A 17,736-nucleotide genomic window follows, 5' to 3' on the forward strand; every position below is an offset into this window, starting at 1 on the left:
CGTGTGAAAGTAGGTCATCGTCAGGCTCTTACAGCCCAGAAAACCCCAGTCAGCAATGACTGGGGTTTTTTGCTTTGGGGAACGGCGAAAAGCACGTTGTGGGTAGTGCGTCTTCCGTGACACCACTGGCGTTTATCGAAGCTAAGTCCGGCAGGCGCGGGCGGTACACCCCGAGGTTCGAGGGAAGGGCCTGCACGAAAGCCCGGTGGCTCAACCGCCTTGCCGCTGTCCGTCCACGAACACCAGCAGTTCTTCCTTGCCGAAGGCCGTCCACTCCTCATTGGTGGTGAGGGGGGCCGTCACGATCACGGCCACGCGGTCCGTGGCCGTGGTCCGGGTGGCGAAGTCGATGCGCACGTCCTCGTCCGACAACTGTGCCTCGCTGAACGGGTGTTTGCGCTCGATGTAGTACAGCCCTGTGGATGCATGGGCCCACAGCGCCTGGCCGTTGGAGAGCAGGAAATTGAAGGTGCCATGCGGCGCGATGCGCGCGGCCAGCTCTTTCAAGGTGATGGTCAGTTCGGCAATGCTGGGCACGCTGGCATGGGACTTGGCCAGCTCCTGCATGATCCAGCAGAAGGCGTGCTCGCTGTCGGTATCCCCCACCGGATGGAAATGCGCATGCAGGCGGGGCCGGAAGTCCTTCAAGTCACCGTTGTGGGCGAACACCCAGTACCGGCCCCACAGCTCGCGCACGAAGGGGTGGCAGTTCTGCAGGCTCACCACACCCTGGGTGGCCTTGCGGATGTGCGCGATCACGTTGCGGCTCTGGATGGGGTAGCGGCGGATCAACTCCGCCACGGGCGAATTCACGGCGGGCAGATGGTCCACGAAGTGCCGCAGTCCCCGGTCTTCGAAAAAGGCGATGCCCCAGCCGTCGGCATGGTCGGCCGTGTTGCCGCCGCGCTGCGCGAAACCGGTGAAGCTGAAGGTCACGTCGGTCGGCGTGTTGCAGTTCATACCGAGCAGTTGGCACATGGTCGAGCAAAGTCCGGATCAATCGGCCATCAGGCCGGGGGTGAAGGGGGAGAGGCATCGGCCGGCGCCGCAGGTGCTTCGCGCAGCTGCCATGCGGCCACCAGGGCCAGCAGGCACAGCGCGGTCAGCATCAGAAAGGTCTCGCCAAAGGCGTCGATGCGGGCCGTGTTGCTCGCGCCCGAGGTCAGCGATGCACCATGCGCCCCCAGGCGCCACTCCAGCACGATACCGCACAGGCTCACGCCGGCGGCTCCGCCGAGCATGCGCAGGAAGCCGATGGCGCTCGATCCCTGCGAGATCAGCGACTTGTCCAGCGGCCGCATGGCCCCCAGGTTGAGCGACGGCAGGATGAAGCCGAGTCCGATGCGGCCCAGGATCGCAAAAGCCACCAGCATCCACAGTGCGGAGCCCAGGCCCACCAGCACCATGAGCCCGAACGACAGGGCCAGCAGGGCCAGGCCGATGCTCACCAGCAGGTGCGTGGGCTGCCTGTCGGCCAGCCGTCCCACCAGGGCGATGGTGATGGCCAGCACGAAGCCCGCGGGCAGCATGATGGTGCCCACGTGCGAGGCCGAGAGCGACAACCCCAGTTGCATGAACACCGGCAACAGGTAGGTGGAGCCGAACAGCGCCGTGCCATAGATGAACGCCACGATGCTGCCCATGGCGAACTGCCGGTACTGGAACAACCGCAAATCCATCAGCGGCTTGCGCCCCTGCCGCAGCTGCCGGCGTTGCCAGCCGATGAAGAGGCCCGTGGCGACCACGGCACCGGCCAGCAACAGGATGGCCTCCGATGCGGTGCCCCCATGCAGTGCCACCAGCCCATTGAGCAGGCACAGCGTCCCGGCCGTGCCCAGCGCCAGGCCGCGCCAGTCGAGCGCCTCGCCCTGGCGGTTGGCGGCCACGCCGCCCGGCGCGGTGACGGGCACGAATTTGTAGGCGAGCCAGAGGGAGGCCAGGCACAGCGGCACGACCATGAAGAAAATGGAGCGCCAGCCGAACCAGTCGACCAGCAGGCCGCCGATGCTCGGTCCGATGGCGGGCGCCAGCACCACGCCCATGCCGAAGATGCCGCTGGCGCGGCCTTGCTCGTGGGGCTGGAAGGCGTAGAGGATGATGACGGCGGGAATGGGCTGCACGACCCCGGCCGCCAGCCCCTCGGCCACCCGGGCGGCCAGCACCAGGCCGAAATCACGGGCCAGCCCGCCGCCGATGCCGCCGGCCAGCAGCAGGAGCATGGCGCCCACATAGGTGGCGCGGTAGCCATAGCGGGACAGGAGCCACGGCGTGGTCAGCATCGAAACCGTGGTGGCCACCATGAAGCCCGAGGTGACCCATTGGGCGCGCTCCTGGCCCAGGGTGAAGTAGTGGCTCATGTCGGGGATGGCCACGTTCACGATGGTCGACGACATGATCGACGCCATCGTGCCGACCATGACGGACAGCAGCAGCAGCCAGCGGTAACGCTCGCCATGGCGTTCGCGCAGGGCGGCGAGGGAACCAGAAGAAGGCTGTGTTGTCATGGATCGGTGGGCTGGCGTTCAGTTGCGAAGAAGCACGGGCTCTTCAGTGGGCTGGCGCAGTCCCAGGCCAGCGCAGTCAGGGACGGGCCGCCCCGCACCGAGGACCGGGCCCTCCCTTTTTCGGATTGCTGCAAAGCAATTCGAGAGCAGGGGGACGGCGCCCAGTGCCTCGGGGGGATGTCAGCTCCTCTCCGACCAGAGCTTGCCGCCCGTGGCCCAGTTCTCCCGCTTGACGTCGGTGATCAGGATGTCCACCGACTCGGGCGAACCGCCGAGCACCTCGACGGAGACGCGTGTGATCTCTTCCACCAGCTTGCGCTTTTGCTCGACCGTGCGGCCTTCCATCATTTCGACGTGGTACGTGGGCATATCAGCCTCCTTGGAGATAGTTGCAGAAAACAAAAGCGGAAATCATATCGGCGCCGGCGCCGGCGCGTCTTCAGAGGCGCCGGGCCGGGGCGCCGGTGGAGCGCCCCGCGCGCCGCACGCAGGACAGATACACACCTGGCCCCGTGCTGGGGCCGGCAGAGCCGCCAGCGCTTCCGGGTTGATCACCCGCGCCATGCACCAGCAGCTCTCGGCGGGCTGGCCCGCCGCGATGGCGCACTGGTTCGGCTGGCCGCACAGGGGGCAGCTGGAGGAGGGGGAGGAAGACGGCGCAGCGGATGGCGGGGCACTGGAGGGCGGCATGATGGCGGGCGGCACGCGCCCGCTGTGGATGGGAGGCGGCTGCGGGCCCAGTGTAAGGCGCCTGCGGCGTCCCGTCTTCCGCGCAGCGGGAAAGCCTGGGCGCCGGTGCCATGCGCGGCGGGCGGTCCGTGCCGCGCACCACTGGCACGTGGCCCGCCGCAGCCAGGGCAATCCATAAAAAAACAGCTGCCAGCGCTTGATGGGCAGGCGCTGGCAGCTATCAATAGGTGAGCGTGGCGCGCTTTGCGCGCGGCGCTCCCGGAATCAGGTGGCCTGTGCGGCCTTGAGCTTCAGGCGCCAGGCATGCAGCAGGGGTTCGGTGTAGCCGCTGGGCTGCTCCTGGCCCTTGAAGACCAGGTCGCAGGCGGCCTGGTAGGCCATGCTGGTGGCGAAGTGGCCCGCCATCGGCTGGTACAGCGGGTCGCCCGCGTTCTGGCCGTCCACCACCGCGGCCATGCGCTCGAAGGTCTCGCGCACCTGCGCTTCGGTCACCACGCCGTGCAGCAGCCAGTTGGCCATGTGCTGGCTGCTGATGCGCAGCGTGGCACGGTCTTCCATCAGGCCCACGTTGTGGATGTCGGGCACCTTGGAGCAGCCCACGCCCTGGTCCACCCAGCGCACCACATAGCCCAGGATGCCCTGGGCGTTGTTGTCCAGCTCCTGCTGCTTCTCGGCGTCGCTCCAGTTGGGGGCGGCTGCCACGGGCACGGTGAGCAGGCCGGTCAGCAGGTTGTCGCGCTCGGCGTTCACGTCGGTCTTCTCCAGGCCGATCTGGATCTCGGCCACGTTGACCTGGTGGTAGTGCAGCGCGTGCAGCGTCGCGCCGGTAGGGCTGGGTACCCAGGCGGTGTTGGCGCCGGCCTTGGGGTGGGCGATCTTTTGCTTGAGCATCTCGGCCATCAGGTCGGGCATGGCCCACATGCCCTTGCCGATCTGTGCCTTGCCGCGCAGGCCGCAGGAGAGGCCCACCAGCACGTTGTTCTTCTCGTACGACTGGATCCAGGCGCTGGTCTTCATGTCGCCCTTGCGCACCATGGGGCCGGCGTGCATGGCGGTGTGCATCTCGTCGCCGGTGCGGTCCAGGAAGCCGGTGTTGATGAACGCCACGCGGCTCGATGCAGCGGCAATGCAGGCCTTGAGGTTGACGGAGGTGCGGCGCTCTTCGTCCATGATGCCCAGCTTCACGGTGTTGGCGGGCAGGCCCAGCAGTTGCTCCACGCGGCCGAACAGGTCGCTGGCAAAGCCCACCTCGGCCGGGCCGTGCATCTTGGGCTTGACGATGTAGACGCTGCCCTTGCGGGAGTTGCGGATACCGTTCGCGCCGTGGCCTTGCAGGTCGTGCAATGCGATGGCCGTTGTGACCACTGCATCCATGATGCCTTCTGGGATCTCGCGCTGCGCGCCCTGCGCGTCGGTCCAGAGAATGGCCGGGTTGGTCATCAGGTGGCCCACGTTGCGCAGGAACATGAGCGAGCGGCCGTGCAGGCGCACCTCGCCACCTTGCGGGCCCGTATAGATGCGGTCAGGGTTCAGCCCGCGCGTGATGGTCTTGCCGCCCTTGGCGACCTGCTCGGTCAGCGTGGCCTGGATGATGCCCAGCCAGTTGCTGTAGCCCAGCACCTTGTCCTCGGCGTCCACGGCGGCCACGGAGTCTTCCAGGTCCAGGATGGTGGAGAGCGCGGCTTCCAGCACCAGGTCGCTCACGCCCGCCGCATCGGACTGGCCGATGGGCGTGGAACGGTCGATCTGGATGTCCAGGTGCAGGCCGTTGTGCTGCAGCAGCACCGACGAAGGCGCCGCGGCGTTGCCCTGGTAGCCCTTGAACTGCGAGGGATCCTTCAGGCCCGTGGTGCTCCCGTTGGCGAACGAGACGACCAGCTGGCCGCCTTCCACCTTGTAGCCCGTCGAATCCTTGTGCGAACCCGCAGCCAGCGGCGCGGTGTCGTCCAGCACCTGGCGCGCGAACGCGATCACCTTGGCGCCGCGCACGGGGTTGTAGCCCTTGCCCTTTTCGGCGCCGCCTTCTTCGCTGATGGCATCCGTGCCGTACAGCGCGTCATACAGGCTGCCCCAGCGCGCGTTGGCGGCGTTCAGCGCATAGCGGGCGTTCAGGATGGGCACCACCAGCTGCGGGCCGGCCTGCGTGGCCAGCTCGTCGTCCACATTGGCGGTGGTGGCCTTCACATCGGCGGGCTGGGGCACCAGGTAGCCGATCTTTTCCAGGAAACCACGGTAGGCCACCATGTCCTTGATGGGGCCGGGATTGGCCTTGTGCCAGGTGTCCAGCTCGGTCTGCAGGCGGTCGCGCTCGGCCAGCAGGGCGATGTTGCGCGGGGCCAGGTCGGCCACGATGGCGTCAAAGCCCTTCCAGAAGGCGGCGGCATCGACACCCGTGCCGGGCAGCACCTTGTCTTCGACAAAGCGGTACAGGGAGGTGGCCACTTGCAGGCCGTGGACTTTGGTGCGATCGGTCATGGGGTGCCTAGAAAGTTGTGCAAACGTGGATCAATGAAAAAGAAAACGGGACCTGCATGAGCAGGCCATGGACAGACTGTATTGCAAATATTTGCCCACATAAATACGCTGAAAATCTCTAAACCAGTGACTTTTACGCACAACTGGTGGCCGTCCGTAGTCGCCCGGAATGGTGCTTTGGCCGGTTACCCACTACGCTGCGCACACAACAAACCCACCGGGAGACAAACCCATGCAGGCACCCCTGGCCGCTGGCGCGCTGAACGCAGCCTACAAGAACAAGATCGTCAGCGCCGCCGACGCGGTGTTGCTCATCCACGATGGCGACACCGTGGCCACGGGCGGCTTCGTCGGCATCGGCTTTGCCGAGAGCATCGCCGTGGCGCTCGCCCAGCGCTGGGAGGCCACACAGACCCCGCGCGACCTCACCCTGGTCTACGCCGCAGGCCAGGGCGACGGCAAGCAGCGCGGCCTCAACCACCTGGGCCATGCAGGCCTGCTCAGGCGCGTGATCGGCGGGCACTGGAGCCTGGTGCCGCGCATCCAGAAGCTCGCGGTGGACAACCAGATCGAGGCCTGGAACCTGCCGCAGGGCGTGATCACGCACCTGTTCCGCGACATCGCCGCGGGCAAGCCCGGCACGCTCACGCGCGTGGGCCTCGACACCTTCGTGGACCCGCGCCACGGCGGTGGCAAGCTCAACGCACGCACCACCGAGGAGCTGGTGCGCGTCCTGCCCATCGACGGGCAGGACTACCTGTTCTACAAGGCCTTCCCGATCCACGTCGGCATCATCCGCGCGACGACGGCCGACGCGGACGGCAACCTCACCATGGAGCGCGAGGCGCTCACGCTCGAAGCGCTGGCCATCGCCATGGCCGCGCGCAACTCGGGCGGCGTGGTCATCGCGCAGGTCGAGCGCATCGCCGAGCGCGGCACGCTCAACCCCCGGCAGGTGAAGGTGCCCGGCGTGCTGGTGGACGCCGTGGTGCTGGCCACCGAGCCCGCGCACCACCACCAGACCTTTGCCGAGCCCTACAGCGCCGCGTTCGCGGGCGAATTGCGCGTGCCCGTGGACACGCTGGAGGCCATGCCCCTGACCGAGCGCAAGATCATCGCCCGCCGCGCGGCGCTGGAGCTGCGCCCGCACCAGGTGGTGAACCTGGGGATCGGCATGCCCGAGGGCGTGGCCAACGTGGCGGCCGAGGAGCGCATCATCGACCTGGTCACGCTCACGGCCGAGCCCGGCGTGATCGGCGGCATCCCTGCCGGGGGCCTGAACTTCGGCGCGGCCGTGAACCCGCAGGCCATCATCGACCAGCCCAACCAGTTCGACTTCTACGACGGCGGCGGCCTGGACATCGCCATCCTGGGCCTGGCGCAGGCCGACCAGCACGGCAACCTCAACGTGAGCAAGTTCGGGCCGCGCCTGGCGGGTGCGGGCGGCTTCATCAACATCAGCCAGAACGCCAAGACCGTGGTGTTCGTCGGCACGTTCACGGCGGGGGCGCTGCAGGTGGAGGCGGTCGACGGCCACCTGCACATCCTGCACGAAGGCGGCGCGCGCAAGCTGGTGCGCGAGGTCGAGCACCGCACCTTCAGCGGCGCCGAGGCGCTGCGGCGCGGCCAGCGCGTGCTGTACGTCACCGAGCGCTGCGTGTTCCGCCTGGTGCCCTCGGGGGAGGAGGGCGGTGGCGGCGCGCTGGAGCTGATCGAGCTGGCGCCCGGCATCGACCTGCACCGCGACGTGCTGGCCCACATGGCCTTCACGCCGCGCATCAGCCCGGGCCTGCAGGTCATGGACATGCGCCTGTTCGAGCCCGGCCCGCTGGGCCTGCGCGAGCAGCTGCTCAACCGCCCGCTGGTGCAGCGCTTCGAGCTCGACGCCGCGCGCAGGCTGCTGCACATCGACTTCTCGGGCCTGCAGATCAACACGGCCACCACCATCGACGCCATCGAGCACGAGGTGCGTCGCCTGCTGGCACCGCTTGCCGCCCAGGGCGAGCGCGTGGAGGTCATCGTGAACTACGACCACTTCACCATCGCGCCCGACCTGGCCGATGCCTACACCGCCATGGTGCAGGGGCTCACGCGCGACCACTACGCGGACGTCAAGCGGTATGGCACGGTGGGTTTCCTCAAGTCGCGCCTGTTCTGAATGCTATAAAAACAATAGCTATTGGCGCAATGCCCCCGGGCGCTGGACGCTGTTTTTGCTTCAAGGCCGGGGGCGTAAGGCCCGTGCGGCGCCGGGCTTGCACGCCCTCGGATGTCTCCATAATCACTGCCCATGGACAAACTCAAGGCCTTCGAATCCTTTGTGTCGGTGGCCACGCGCGGCAGCCTCACGGCCGCCGCCAAGGCCGAGGGCGTGGCGCCCGCCATCATGGGGCGGCGGCTCGACGCGCTGGAAGAGCACCTGGGCGTGAAGCTCTTGGTGCGCACCACGCGGCGCATCAGCCTCACGCACGAGGGCAGCGCGTTCCTGGAAGACTGCCAGCGCCTGCTGTCCGACGTGGCCAATGCCGAGGCCAGCGTGTCGGAAGGCGGGGTCAAGGCCACGGGCCATTTGCGCATCACCGCGCCCGCCGGTTTTGGCCGCCGCCATGTGGCGCCGCTGGTGCCGCGTTTTCGCTCGGCGCACCCGGACGTGACCATCTCGCTGAACCTCAGCGACCGCGTGGTGGACCTCGCGGGGGAAGGCTTCGACTGCGCCGTGCGCGTGGGCGACCTGCCCGACTCGTCGCTGGTGAGCGTTCGCATCGCCGACAACCGCCGCCTGTGCGTGGCCACGCCCGAATACCTGGCCCGGCGCGGCACGCCGCGCGCGCCGGCCGAACTCGTGCAGCACGACTGCCTCACGCTGTCCAGCGACGCATCGCAGACGCGCGGCTGGGCGTTCCGGGTGCCCCTTGCGGATGGCGCCACGGAGGTCATGCATCTGAAGCCCGGCGGGCCGCTCGACTGCTCCGACGGCCAGGTGCTGCACGACTGGTGCCTGGGCGGCTGGGGCATTGCCTGGCGCAGCACCTGGGAGGTCGAGGCCGAGATCGCCGCTGGTCGCCTGGTCGCGGTGCTGGAGGACTTCGCCGCGCCGCCCAACGGCATCTATGTGGTGTTCCCCCAGCGCAAGCACCTGCCGCTGCGCGTGCGGCTGTGGATCGACTTCCTGAAACACCAGTACGCGCAGCCCGCGTTCTGGAAAGGCGAATGACTTCCCTGGGCCGCTGCGCGCCTTCCTCCGACGCGAAGCGGGATGCCTCCGGGGGCCAAGCCGGTTCCACGGTAGCGCTGGCCTTGGCGCGCCCCATGCGTTGGCCCGCTCCGTGCGACGGGTGGTGCTGATGGACCGCCCCGTGGCAGACTGCGCACTCCATGGCCGAGCCCACGCTTCTCGTCGCTGACGACCACCCGCTGTTCCGCGCCGCCGTGCTGCACGTGCTGCATGAGCGTCTGCCGCAGTTCCGCACGCTGGAGGCGGCCAGCGCCGCCACGCTGGGCACGGCGCTGCAGGAGCACCCCGAGGTGGAGCTGGTGCTGCTGGACCTGAGCATGCCCGGCGCGCGCGGCTTCTCCTCGCTGCTGCACGTGCGCGGCGAGTACCCCGAGCTGCCGGTGGTCATCATCTCGTCCAACGACCACCCGCGCGTGATCCGCCGCGCGCAGCAGTTCGGCGCGGCCGGTTTCATCCCCAAGTCCGCGCCGGCCGAGGCCATGGGCGAGGCCATCGAGGCCGTGCTCGACGGCGGCAGCTGGTTCCCGCCCATGGCGGCCGAGCGCTCCGAGGCCGACGCCGAGCTGGCCGCGCGGCTCGCGCAGCTCACGCCCCAGCAGTTCCGCGTGCTGCTGTGCCTGGCCGACGGCCTGCTCAACAAGCAGATCGCCGCCGCGCTGGGCCTGGCGGAGAACACCGTGAAGGTGCATGTCACGGCCATCCTGAAAAAGCTCGCGTGCTACAGCCGCACGCAGGCGGCGGTGCTGGTGAAAAGCCTGGAGACGGAAGACGGCGTGTCTTCCTGAGGTCGGGATCTGAATCAAAACGGCCGCTGTCGCCTATTCATCAAGCGCTGGCAGCTACTAAAAGCGTAGCGACGAGCGCAGCCTCCCCAACCGGGCGCAGCACCATGTGCGAGACGCCGTGCGAGGGCCGCCAGCACACGGTGCCTGCACTGGCGCCGTCCCCCTTCCCGTAGCGCGCAGCGCGCAGAGAGAAAGAAGGAGGAAGCCACGCAGCGGCTCAGGGGGATGCTCCCTGTCTCAGCAGCGTCTGGCTCACCAGCGCCCGCAGCGCCGGCGCCCGCACCGGCTTGGCCAGAAAGCCCCAGCCGTATTCGGCCGCCTGCCGGCGCAGCGTGGCGTCGTGCTCGGCGGTGACCAGGATCACCGCGGGGGCCTGGCCCCAGCGTTCGCACAGCTGGGCGTAGACATCGGGGCCATGGTGGCGGGCGCCCAGGTGCACGTCCAGCAGCACCAGCTGCGGCGCCTGGCCGCGTTCGGCCTGGGCCAGCGCCTCGGGCGCGCCGCCGGCCAGCGGCACCTGGCAGCCCCAGCGCTCCAGCAGGGCACGTGTCGCGGCGCAGGTGGGGCCGTCGTCCTCGATCACCCAGGCGCTGCTGCCCTGCAGCGGGGCGTCTTCCTGCGGCTGCCGTGGAGCGGCCGTGGCGGCGGCGGCTGGCTGTTGCCGCGCGGCGGCGGGGTCGCCCAGCGGCACGCGCACCCAGAACACACTGCCGCGCCCCAGCTGCGAGCGCAGCCCGATCTCGTGCCCCAGCAGGCGGCCCAGGCGCTCGACGATGGCCAGGCCCAGGCCCGCGCCCCGGTCGTCGGCGCGGCCTTCGTCCAGGCGGCGGAACTCCTCGAAGATCTCGCGCTGCAGCGCCTCGGGGATGCCCGGGCCCTGGTCGTGCACCTCGATGCGCAGGTGGTCCCCGGCCCTGCGGCAGCCCACCACGATGCGCCCCTGCCGGCTGTAGCGGATGGCGTTGGAGACGAAGTTCTGCAGGATGCGGCGCAGCAGGTTCTCGTCGGTGCGCACCACGGCGCGCGTGGGCACGCAGCGGAGCTTCAGGCCCTGGCCCTCGGCCAGCACGCCGAAGTTGTGGGCCAGCACCTGCAGCAGCGGGCCCAGGGCCACGTCGTGGATGTGCACGTCCAGTTGCCCCGACTCCATGCGCGAGATATCGAGCAGGCTGCTCAGGATCGCGTCCTGCGAAGCGAGCGCGCCGTCGATGCTGTCCACCGTGCGCCGCTCGGCGTCGTCCTGCAGGTGGCTGCGCAGCAGCGAGGTGAACATGCGCGCGGCGTTCAGCGGCTGCAGCAGGTCGTGCACGGCGGCCGCGACGAAGCGGGTCTTGTAGCGGTTGGCGCGCTCGGCCTCGCGCCGCGCGGCGTCCAGGTCGCGCGTGCGGTCGGCCACGCGCTGCTCCAGCGCATCGGCCAGGCTGCGCAGTTCGCGTGCGGCGTTCTTGTAGCTGGTGATGTCGGCATAGCTGGTCACGAAGCCGCCTTCGGGCAGCGGGTTGCCGCGGATCTCGAGCACCGTGCCATCGCCCTTGGCGCTCTCGTGCAGATGGGGCAGGCCGCTGCGCAGGTGCGACAGGCGCCGCTCGATCGCCTCGTCGGCCGGGCCGGGGCCCAGCAAGCCGCGGCGCGCGTTGTGGCGCAGCAGGTCCGCGATGGGCTGGCCCACGCGCATCAGGTCGGCGGGGTAGCGAAACAGCTGCACGTAGCGCGAGTTCCAGGCCACGAGGTTCAGGTCGGCATCGATGATGACCACGCCCTGGGGCAGGTGCTCCAGGCTGCGCGAGAGGCCCGTGTCGGTCTGCTGGGCGGCCTGCTGCGCCGCCTGCACGATGCCGTCCTGGGCGGTGCGCAGCTCCTGCGCGTGCTGCTGCAGCACGGTCTCCAGCTCCTGGCGGCTGCGCTGGCGCAGGTTCGCCAGGCGCTGCCGCTGGCGCACGAACAGCACCAGCAGGGCCAGTGCCAGCCACCCGCCGCCGCCGGCCGCCGCGGCCCAGCGGCTGTCGGCGATGCTGCTGTGCGTGTCGTGCACCAGGTGCAGCTGCCAGGGCGTGCCGGGCAGCGGCTGGGTCTGCCACAGCACGCGGCCGGGCAGGGGCGGCAGGTCGGGCGACAACAGGCGCACCAGGCGGCCGCCGTTGTCCATGTGGTCGTCCACGCGCCAGGCCAGCGGGCGCAGCGGCTGGTTCGAATACTGGCGCGTGGCGTTGAGCTCGCGGCGCTCCTCGTCGCCCAGGGGCTCCAGCAGGCGGTAGCGCCACGCGTCCTGGCTGGCCAGGAACACCACGCCGTGCGCGTCGGAGGCCAGCACGATGTCCGGCGTCTGCAGCCACTCGCGCTCGAGCTCCTGCAGCGCGATCTTGATCGCCACCAGGCCCAGCGTGTGGCCGCTGGCGTCGCGGATGGCCTGCGACAGGAAGTAGCCCGGCTCGCCCGTGGTCACGCCGATGCCGTAGAAGCTGCCGCGCCCCTGCGCCAGCGCCTCCTGCACATACGGGCGAAAGCTGTAGTCCACCCCCACGTTGCTGGTGGTGGTGCGCCAGTTGCTGGCCGCCACGGCCAGCCCTTCGCGGTTGAGCAGGGTGAGCGTGGACGACTGGCTTGCGCCGTTGGCCTGCTCCAGCTTGAGGTTGAGCTGCTCCACCTCCGCCGGGCTCAGGGCGCGGGTCAGCGCATCCTGCAGCTGCGCGTCCAGCGCCAGCACCTCGGGCAGGGTGCGGTAGCGGTCGATGCGCTGGGCCAGCGTCTGGCCGTACAGGGTCAGCTGCTGCTGCACGCTGTCGCTCTCCTCGTGCAGCGAACGCTGCCACGCCCACTGCCCGGCCACGAACATGCTGCCCGCCATGCCGGTGAGGAGGATCAGCAGGGTCCAGAATTTGCGAAGGCGCGGCGTCGTCATGGGGCAGAAATCAGGGGGCCGGGAGCGTGCTCCGGGCTGTGATGGTGAGGGCAGCGAGTGTGCCTCACCTCGCTGGCATCTAGGGGTTTTCCCTATATTGGGGCACGGGGCGCCCTCTGGCGGTGCCACCGACTAATACCAATAGGTTATCGGCTGAATCCGGGGGCGGCGGTACAAACGGCACCCTCGACGCACCCCGCTGGTGCAGTCACCGTGATTTCAGGAGACATCCCCATGCACGCCATTACCGCCCCCACCGCCCATCCCGTGCGGCTTCCCTTTTACCGGCAACTGTACTTCCAGGTGGTGGTCGCCATCGTCCTCGGGGTGCTGCTGGGCCACTTCGAGCCGGCCTACGGCGAGGCGCTCAAGCCGCTGGGCGACGCGTTCATCAAGCTGGTGAAGATGATCATCGCCCCGGTGATCTTCCTGACCATCGTGACCGGCATCGCGGGCATGTCGCAGCTCTCCACCGTGGGCCGCGTGTTCGGCAAGGCCATGGCGTACTTCCTGTTCTTCTCCACGCTGGCGCTGGTCGTCGGCCTGGTGGTGGCCAACGTGGTGCAGCCCGGCGCGGGCATGAACATCAACCCCGCCGACCTGGACCAGACGGCCGTGAAGACCTACGTGGCCAAGTCGCACGAGATGTCGCTCACCGGCTTCGCGATGGACATCATCCCCAAGACGCTGGTCAGCCCCTTCGTGGGCGACAACATCCTGCAGGTGCTGCTGGTGGCCGTGCTGTTCGGCATCGCGCTGGCCATGGTGGGCGAGGCCGGCCGCCCGGTGCAGAATTTTCTGGAAGCGCTGACCACGCCCGTGTTCAAGGTGGTGGGCATCGTGATGAAGGCCGCGCCCATCGGGGCGTTCGGCGCCATGGCCTTCACCATCGGCAAGTTCGGCCTGGGTTCGCTCGTCAACCTGGCATGGCTGGTGGGCTCGTTCTACATCACCTCGCTGCTGTTCGTGGTGGTCATCCTGGGCTTCGTGGCCCGGCTGTGCGGCTTCTCGGTGCTCAAGCTGTGCCGCTACCTCAAGGCCGAGCTGATGCTGGTGCTGGGCACCTCGTCGTCCGAATCGGCCCTGCCGTCGCTGATGGAGAAGATGGAAAAGGCCGGCTGCAGCAAGTCGGTGGTGGGCCTCGTGGTGCCCACGGGCTACTCGTTCAACCTGGACGGCACCAACATCTACATGACGCTGGCCGCGCTGTTCATCGCCCAGGCCACCAACACCGAACTCTCGCTGGGCCACCAGGTGGCGCTGCTGCTGGTGGCCATGCTGTCGTCCAAGGGCGCGGCGGGCGTGACCGGCGCGGGCTTCATCACCCTGGCCGCCACCCTGGCCGTGGTGCCCGAGGTGCCGGTGGCCGGCATGGCGCTGATACTGGGCGTGGACCGCTTCATGAGCGAGTGCCGCTCGCTGACCAACTTCATCGGCAACGCGGTGGCCACCGTGGTCGTCTCGCGCTGGGAAAACGCGCTGGACCACGAACGCCTGGACGCCGCGCTGAACGGCCATCCGCTGCCCGCCCCCGGGGTGGTGCCCGCCGCCGAGGTGCCCCTGGGCGCGGTGGCCCGCTCCGCGGCCTGATACGCCGCCACTCGCCGCCGCAGCGGCGCGGGCCCCGGGGCTTGCGCCGCTGTTTTTTTGCTATTGATGTAATAGCTGCTTGCGCTTGCTGGGCAAGCGCTGGCCCCCGTCTGTGTTCAGGCGAATGCCTTGCGCCGCTGCGCCACCATGCCTGCCGAGCCCGCCAGCAGCGTGAGCAGCAGCAAGCCCCATCCGCCCAGTGCCGGGATGCCATGGGCGCTGGGGGGTGCGGCGGCCAGGGGCATCGCCGGGTCCAGGATCTCGCCGTTCTGCAGGCCATCGTCATCGCCCACGCCGCCGTCGGTCACGTCAAAGCCCACGGTGTTGCCGTTGATGAGCAGGTTGCCGGGCGTGATGAAGTTGCCATGGCTGTGCTTGATGAAGTCGTCCACCGCCTGCGGCCAGATGGTGGTGACGCGCACCGTCGCGCCCGGGGTGCAGCCCACCAGCTTGAAGCGGAATGCGCCTTGCGGCGCGGTGCGGCCTGGCGGCGTTGCGGCCGCCGCGATGAACCCGGTGGCCGCCGGGTCGAAGCGGCAGCCCGCCCCCCCGCCGGTGAAGCTGGCGCTGGCCGCGCCCCCCGCGCCGCCGGCCGGCACGGTGGTGCCGGTGGCGGTGGTGATGGCCGCGTACTGCGCCTGCACGCTGCGCGGGGCCTGCACGTTGGCGAGGGTGCAGGTGCGGCTGGGCAGGTCCACGCCGTCGCAGCCGGTAAAGCCGGTGAAGGTGAAGCCCGCGTGGGGCGCGCTGGCGGTGCAGGTGGCGCCGCCGCCGTGGTTCACGCTCGCCGGGCAGGTGACGATGCCGCCGCCGGCGGGCGATGCGCTGGCGCTGAGGGCATGGGTGTTGATGGCGAAGCTCGCCGTCACGCTGCGCGCCTGGTCCAGGGTGACGGTGCAGGTGGTGGCGCTGCCGGCGCAGTCGCCGCCCCACACCACGTGCCAGTCGGTGGCGGGCGTGGCCGTGAGGGTCACCACGCCGCCCGCGAGGTAGCTGGCCTCGCAGGTGCCGCTGCTCGCAATGCAGTTGGTGATCTGGCCTGCCGTGGGGGCGGGCGGGGCCGTGGCGCCCACGCTGCCGCCCGTGGACAGCACGGCCAGTTGCAGCAGCTTGTCGTCGCGCAGGTCGGCGTCGGCGCGGTCAGGGCCTGCGTTCCGGCCCCGCATCCCGGCGCCGGCCGCGTTGCCGCTGACGCTGTGTTCGCAGCCGGGCGCCAGGGTCAGCTGGCCATCGTTCCACAGCCCGCCCACGGCCTGGCCGCCAGCGAAGCTGGCAGGGTGACCACTACCGCCACCGCCCGCGGCCAGGTTGGCGCTGATGGCGCAGCCCGCGCCCTGCACCGTGAGTTGCGCGCCCGGCGCGTTGTAGATGCCGCCGGCCGCCGCGCCGCCGGCGCTATTTCCGCCGCCGCTAATCCATCCCCCGCCCCCGCCGCCGCCCACCCAGACGCCGCCGAGCGCGGCATACCCCCCGCCGCCGCCCGTGTCACCAGCATTTCCTGGAAAGCCCGTGCTGCCGGTGCCGCCGTTTCCTGCAAGGGTTGCGCCTGCGCCGCCGCTGCTGCCGTTGCTGCCGTTCCCGGCGTCGGTGTTCCCGCCGCCGCCGCCATAGCCGCCACCTCCCGCGCCGTACCATCCGCCACCGCCACCGCCGCCCGCCCAGCCACCGCCGCCGGCACCGCCACCACCGGCGCCACCGCCCCCCGCGCCCCCGCCATGGCTGCCGCTGCCGCCATTGCTGAAACCCTCCCCACCCGTTGGCGCATCGATGGCGCCGCTACCGCCTCCATTGAGGCTGCTGCCATTGCCTCCGCTGCCGCCCGCGCCCTTGATCTCGCCCGGCTGGCCGATGTTCAGCCCCACGCCGCTGCCCCCGCCGCCGCCGCCCATGCCGCTCTGCCCGCCGCCCGTGGCGTAGTTGCCCTGCACCTGCACGCCGTCGAGCGTGAGCGTGCCATCGTTGCGGATGCCCGCGCCCCAGGACGAGCCCGACTGCGCCGTGCCGCCCACGTCGATCCCCTTGCCTGCCAGCAGCCCGCGCGTGATGACCAGCCCGCGCAGGGTGGCGGTGGCGCCCGCGTTGACCCACAGCACGCGGCCCCGAAGCTGCCCGTCCAGCGTGACGCCGGGGCCGTCGATGGTGACGCTCTTGCCGATGACGAGCTGGCCCAGCAGCGCCACGCGGGACACGCCGCCCGCGAAGGCGATGGTGTCGCCGCTGGCGTTGGCATCGGCGAGCGCCTGGCGCAGGCTGCCCGGGCCGCTGTCGTTGCCGTTGGTCACGGTGAGGCTGGCCGCCTGGGCGGCGCCAGCGGCCACCAGCGCGGCGGCGCAGGCCAGCCCGCGCAGGGGATGGGGGCACGGGGTGTGGAACATGGTTTGTTTGCTTTTGTTTTGATAGCTGTTTGCGCTTGCTGAGCGGGCGTTGAAGGGTGTTTTGGCCTTAAACGCCGCGTCGCCGCCGGTGCAAGCCCAGCGCGGCCACCAGCGCAGACAGCAGCGCCAGCGCCCAGGGCGCATCCACGGGGATGGCCGCGGGCGGCGCAAGGGGGTTGACGAAGCGGCCCGTGGCTGCGGGGCAGCTCGTGTCGCTCTCCGGCCAGTACTGGTTGCCCGTGCCGGTGAAGGGGATGGCGCTATAGCAGTTGTCGCCGGGCGTGTTGTCGGTGATCTGGTTGTGGTTCAGCGTGAACGTGTGCCCGGCCGGAGCACTGAACCGGACGCCCGCGCCCCTGTTCGCGCCGCCTGCGGCGGGGCTGGCGTTGTTGGCAATGATGCTGCCGGTGACCAGCGTGTTCACGCCGCTGTAGAGGGCGCCGCCCTGCTGGCCGGCGATGTTGCCCGTGAAGCGGCTGTTCGTCACCGTCAGCGAGCCGCTGCCCGTGCTGTAGACGGCGCCGCCCAGGCTGGCGGTGTTGGCGGTGAACTGGCTGTCCGTGATGGTCACCGTGCTGTCGCGGCTGAAGAGGCCGCCGCCGTTGGCCAGGGCCGTGTTGCCGGTGATGACGCTGTGGTCGATGTTCAGGGTGACGCCGTCCGCGTAGATGCCGCCGCCATCCGTCGGGCCGCCGCCGGCGGTATTGCCGCCGGCCAGCGTCAGCCCGCGCAGCGTGAGCGTGGTGCCCGCCAGCGTGGCGGTGACCAGGGGTGTGGCGCCGCCGCCGTCCAGGGTCACGCGCCCGCCGCCGTCGATGGTGGTGTTCGAGGCCTGGTAGATGTCCAGCGCGCTGCCCAGCGTGATGGTGCTGCCTGCGGGAAAAGCGGCGGGGTCGAACGCGATGGTGTCGGCGCCGCTGCCCAGCGCGCAGTCGGCGTCCCAGACGGTATCCGTCACCGCGCTGCCGAGGGCCTCGGTCAGGCTGCACAGGCCGTCGCCCCCCATGACGGTCGTGGTGTTGACGGTGATGGTGGCCGCGGGGGCCAGGCTGGCGGCCAGCAGGCAGGCGGCGGCGAGGGCGATTCGTTTGGGCATAAAAAAGGCTTCCAGCGCCCACGCAGAAAGCGCAGGCAGCTATGAAATTGAAAGCATTGGCGTGAAGTCACAGATGGTAGGGATTGG

The 17,736-nt window shown here is 69.8% G+C and carries 12 protein-coding genes; 4 read left to right on the forward strand and 8 right to left on the reverse strand.

From position 1 onward, the window contains the following. Positions 1-210 precede the first annotated feature (210 nt). The 5 genes from AC07OD_RS16595 to AC07OD_RS16615 all read right to left on the reverse strand — a co-directional run bounded on the left by AC07OD_RS16595 (position 211) and on the right by AC07OD_RS16615 (position 5,669). Complete coding sequence (locus AC07OD_RS16595; protein WP_218296735.1) at positions 211-978, reverse strand: class II glutamine amidotransferase; 768 nt, start codon at positions 976-978, stop codon at positions 211-213. Positions 979-1,007: 29 nt separating this feature from the next. Further along, positions 1,008-2,504, reverse strand: a complete 1,497-nt coding sequence (locus AC07OD_RS16600; protein ID WP_369643626.1) for an MFS transporter — start codon at positions 2,502-2,504, stop codon at positions 1,008-1,010. Between the two features lie 180 nt (positions 2,505-2,684). Next, on the reverse strand, positions 2,685-2,891 hold the full coding sequence (locus tag AC07OD_RS16605) for a 4-oxalocrotonate tautomerase (protein WP_370627859.1): 207 nt from the start codon (positions 2,889-2,891) through the stop codon (positions 2,685-2,687). Positions 2,892-2,915: 24 nt separating this feature from the next. Continuing rightward, positions 2,916-3,194 (reverse strand): cysteine-rich CWC family protein, encoded by a 279-nt coding sequence (locus tag AC07OD_RS16610; RefSeq protein WP_218341186.1) that lies wholly within the window; start codon positions 3,192-3,194, stop codon positions 2,916-2,918. A gap of 264 nt (positions 3,195-3,458) precedes the next feature. Beyond that, on the reverse strand, positions 3,459-5,669 hold the full coding sequence (locus AC07OD_RS16615) for a malate synthase G (RefSeq protein WP_218296739.1): 2,211 nt from the start codon (positions 5,667-5,669) through the stop codon (positions 3,459-3,461). Between the two features lie 232 nt (positions 5,670-5,901). Here AC07OD_RS16615 and AC07OD_RS16620 point away from each other — a divergent pair, with 232 nt between their 5' ends. The 3 genes from AC07OD_RS16620 (at position 5,902) to AC07OD_RS16630 (ending at position 9,689) form a co-directional block, all read left to right on the forward strand. Continuing rightward, the gene (locus AC07OD_RS16620; RefSeq protein ID WP_494597569.1) at positions 5,902-7,827 is read left to right on the forward strand and encodes an acyl CoA:acetate/3-ketoacid CoA transferase; all 1,926 of its coding nucleotides are present in this window, start codon (positions 5,902-5,904) and stop codon (positions 7,825-7,827) included. Positions 7,828-7,959: 132 nt separating this feature from the next. Continuing rightward, positions 7,960-8,883, forward strand: a complete 924-nt coding sequence (locus tag AC07OD_RS16625) for a LysR family transcriptional regulator (RefSeq protein ID WP_218296741.1) — start codon at positions 7,960-7,962, stop codon at positions 8,881-8,883. Between the two features lie 161 nt (positions 8,884-9,044). Next, positions 9,045-9,689, forward strand: coding sequence for a LuxR C-terminal-related transcriptional regulator (locus AC07OD_RS16630; protein WP_218296742.1), 645 nt, complete (start codon positions 9,045-9,047; stop codon positions 9,687-9,689). 217 nt (positions 9,690-9,906) lie between these two features. On the opposite strand, the gene AC07OD_RS16635 is transcribed toward AC07OD_RS16630, so the two are convergent. Continuing rightward, positions 9,907-12,588 carry a hybrid sensor histidine kinase/response regulator gene (locus AC07OD_RS16635; protein WP_494597570.1) on the reverse strand — a complete coding sequence of 894 codons (2,682 nt, stop codon included), beginning with the start codon at positions 12,586-12,588 and terminating at the stop codon, positions 9,907-9,909. A 234-nt stretch (positions 12,589-12,822) separates the two neighbouring features. On the opposite strand from AC07OD_RS16635, the gene AC07OD_RS16640 reads away from it, so the two are divergent. Next, the gene (locus AC07OD_RS16640) at positions 12,823-14,178 is read left to right on the forward strand and encodes a dicarboxylate/amino acid:cation symporter (protein ID WP_218296744.1); all 1,356 of its coding nucleotides are present in this window, start codon (positions 12,823-12,825) and stop codon (positions 14,176-14,178) included. A gap of 116 nt (positions 14,179-14,294) precedes the next feature. Here the strand turns inward: AC07OD_RS16640 and AC07OD_RS16645 are convergent, their stop codons facing one another. Together AC07OD_RS16645 and AC07OD_RS16650 are read right to left on the reverse strand one after the other, a co-directional pair. Next, positions 14,295-16,553: an IPTL-CTERM sorting domain-containing protein gene (locus AC07OD_RS16645; RefSeq protein ID WP_494597571.1), complete on the reverse strand. Its 2,259-nt coding sequence runs from the start codon at positions 16,551-16,553 to the stop codon at positions 14,295-14,297. Between the two features lie 67 nt (positions 16,554-16,620). Further along, complete coding sequence (locus AC07OD_RS16650) at positions 16,621-17,649, reverse strand: IPTL-CTERM sorting domain-containing protein (protein ID WP_494597572.1); 1,029 nt, start codon at positions 17,647-17,649, stop codon at positions 16,621-16,623. Between the last annotated feature and the right edge of the window lie 87 nt (positions 17,650-17,736).

It is taken from the genome of Acidovorax sp. GW821-FHT10E03 (assembly GCF_059415205.1).

Bases quoted from the DNA above. Each gene is read 5' to 3' on its own strand.
- AC07OD_RS16595 (WP_218296735.1), bottom strand. From the start codon at position 978: ATGTGCCAACTGCTCGGTATGAACTGCAACACGCCGACCGACGTGACC.
- AC07OD_RS16600 (WP_369643626.1), bottom strand. From the start codon at position 2,504: ATGACAACACAGCCTTCTTCTGGTTCCCTCGCCGCCCTGCGCGAACGC.
- AC07OD_RS16610 (WP_218341186.1), bottom strand. From the start codon at position 3,194: ATGCCGCCCTCCAGTGCCCCGCCATCCGCTGCGCCGTCTTCCTCCCCC.
- AC07OD_RS16615 (WP_218296739.1), bottom strand. From the start codon at position 5,669: ATGACCGATCGCACCAAAGTCCACGGCCTGCAAGTGGCCACCTCCCTG.
- AC07OD_RS16620 (WP_494597569.1), top strand. From the start codon at position 5,902: ATGCAGGCACCCCTGGCCGCTGGCGCGCTGAACGCAGCCTACAAGAAC.
- AC07OD_RS16625 (WP_218296741.1), top strand. From the start codon at position 7,960: ATGGACAAACTCAAGGCCTTCGAATCCTTTGTGTCGGTGGCCACGCGC.
- AC07OD_RS16630 (WP_218296742.1), top strand. From the start codon at position 9,045: ATGGCCGAGCCCACGCTTCTCGTCGCTGACGACCACCCGCTGTTCCGC.
- AC07OD_RS16635 (WP_494597570.1), bottom strand. From the start codon at position 12,588: ATGACGACGCCGCGCCTTCGCAAATTCTGGACCCTGCTGATCCTCCTC.
- AC07OD_RS16640 (WP_218296744.1), top strand. From the start codon at position 12,823: ATGCACGCCATTACCGCCCCCACCGCCCATCCCGTGCGGCTTCCCTTT.
- AC07OD_RS16645 (WP_494597571.1), bottom strand. From the start codon at position 16,553: ATGTTCCACACCCCGTGCCCCCATCCCCTGCGCGGGCTGGCCTGCGCC.
- AC07OD_RS16650 (WP_494597572.1), bottom strand. From the start codon at position 17,649: ATGCCCAAACGAATCGCCCTCGCCGCCGCCTGCCTGCTGGCCGCCAGC.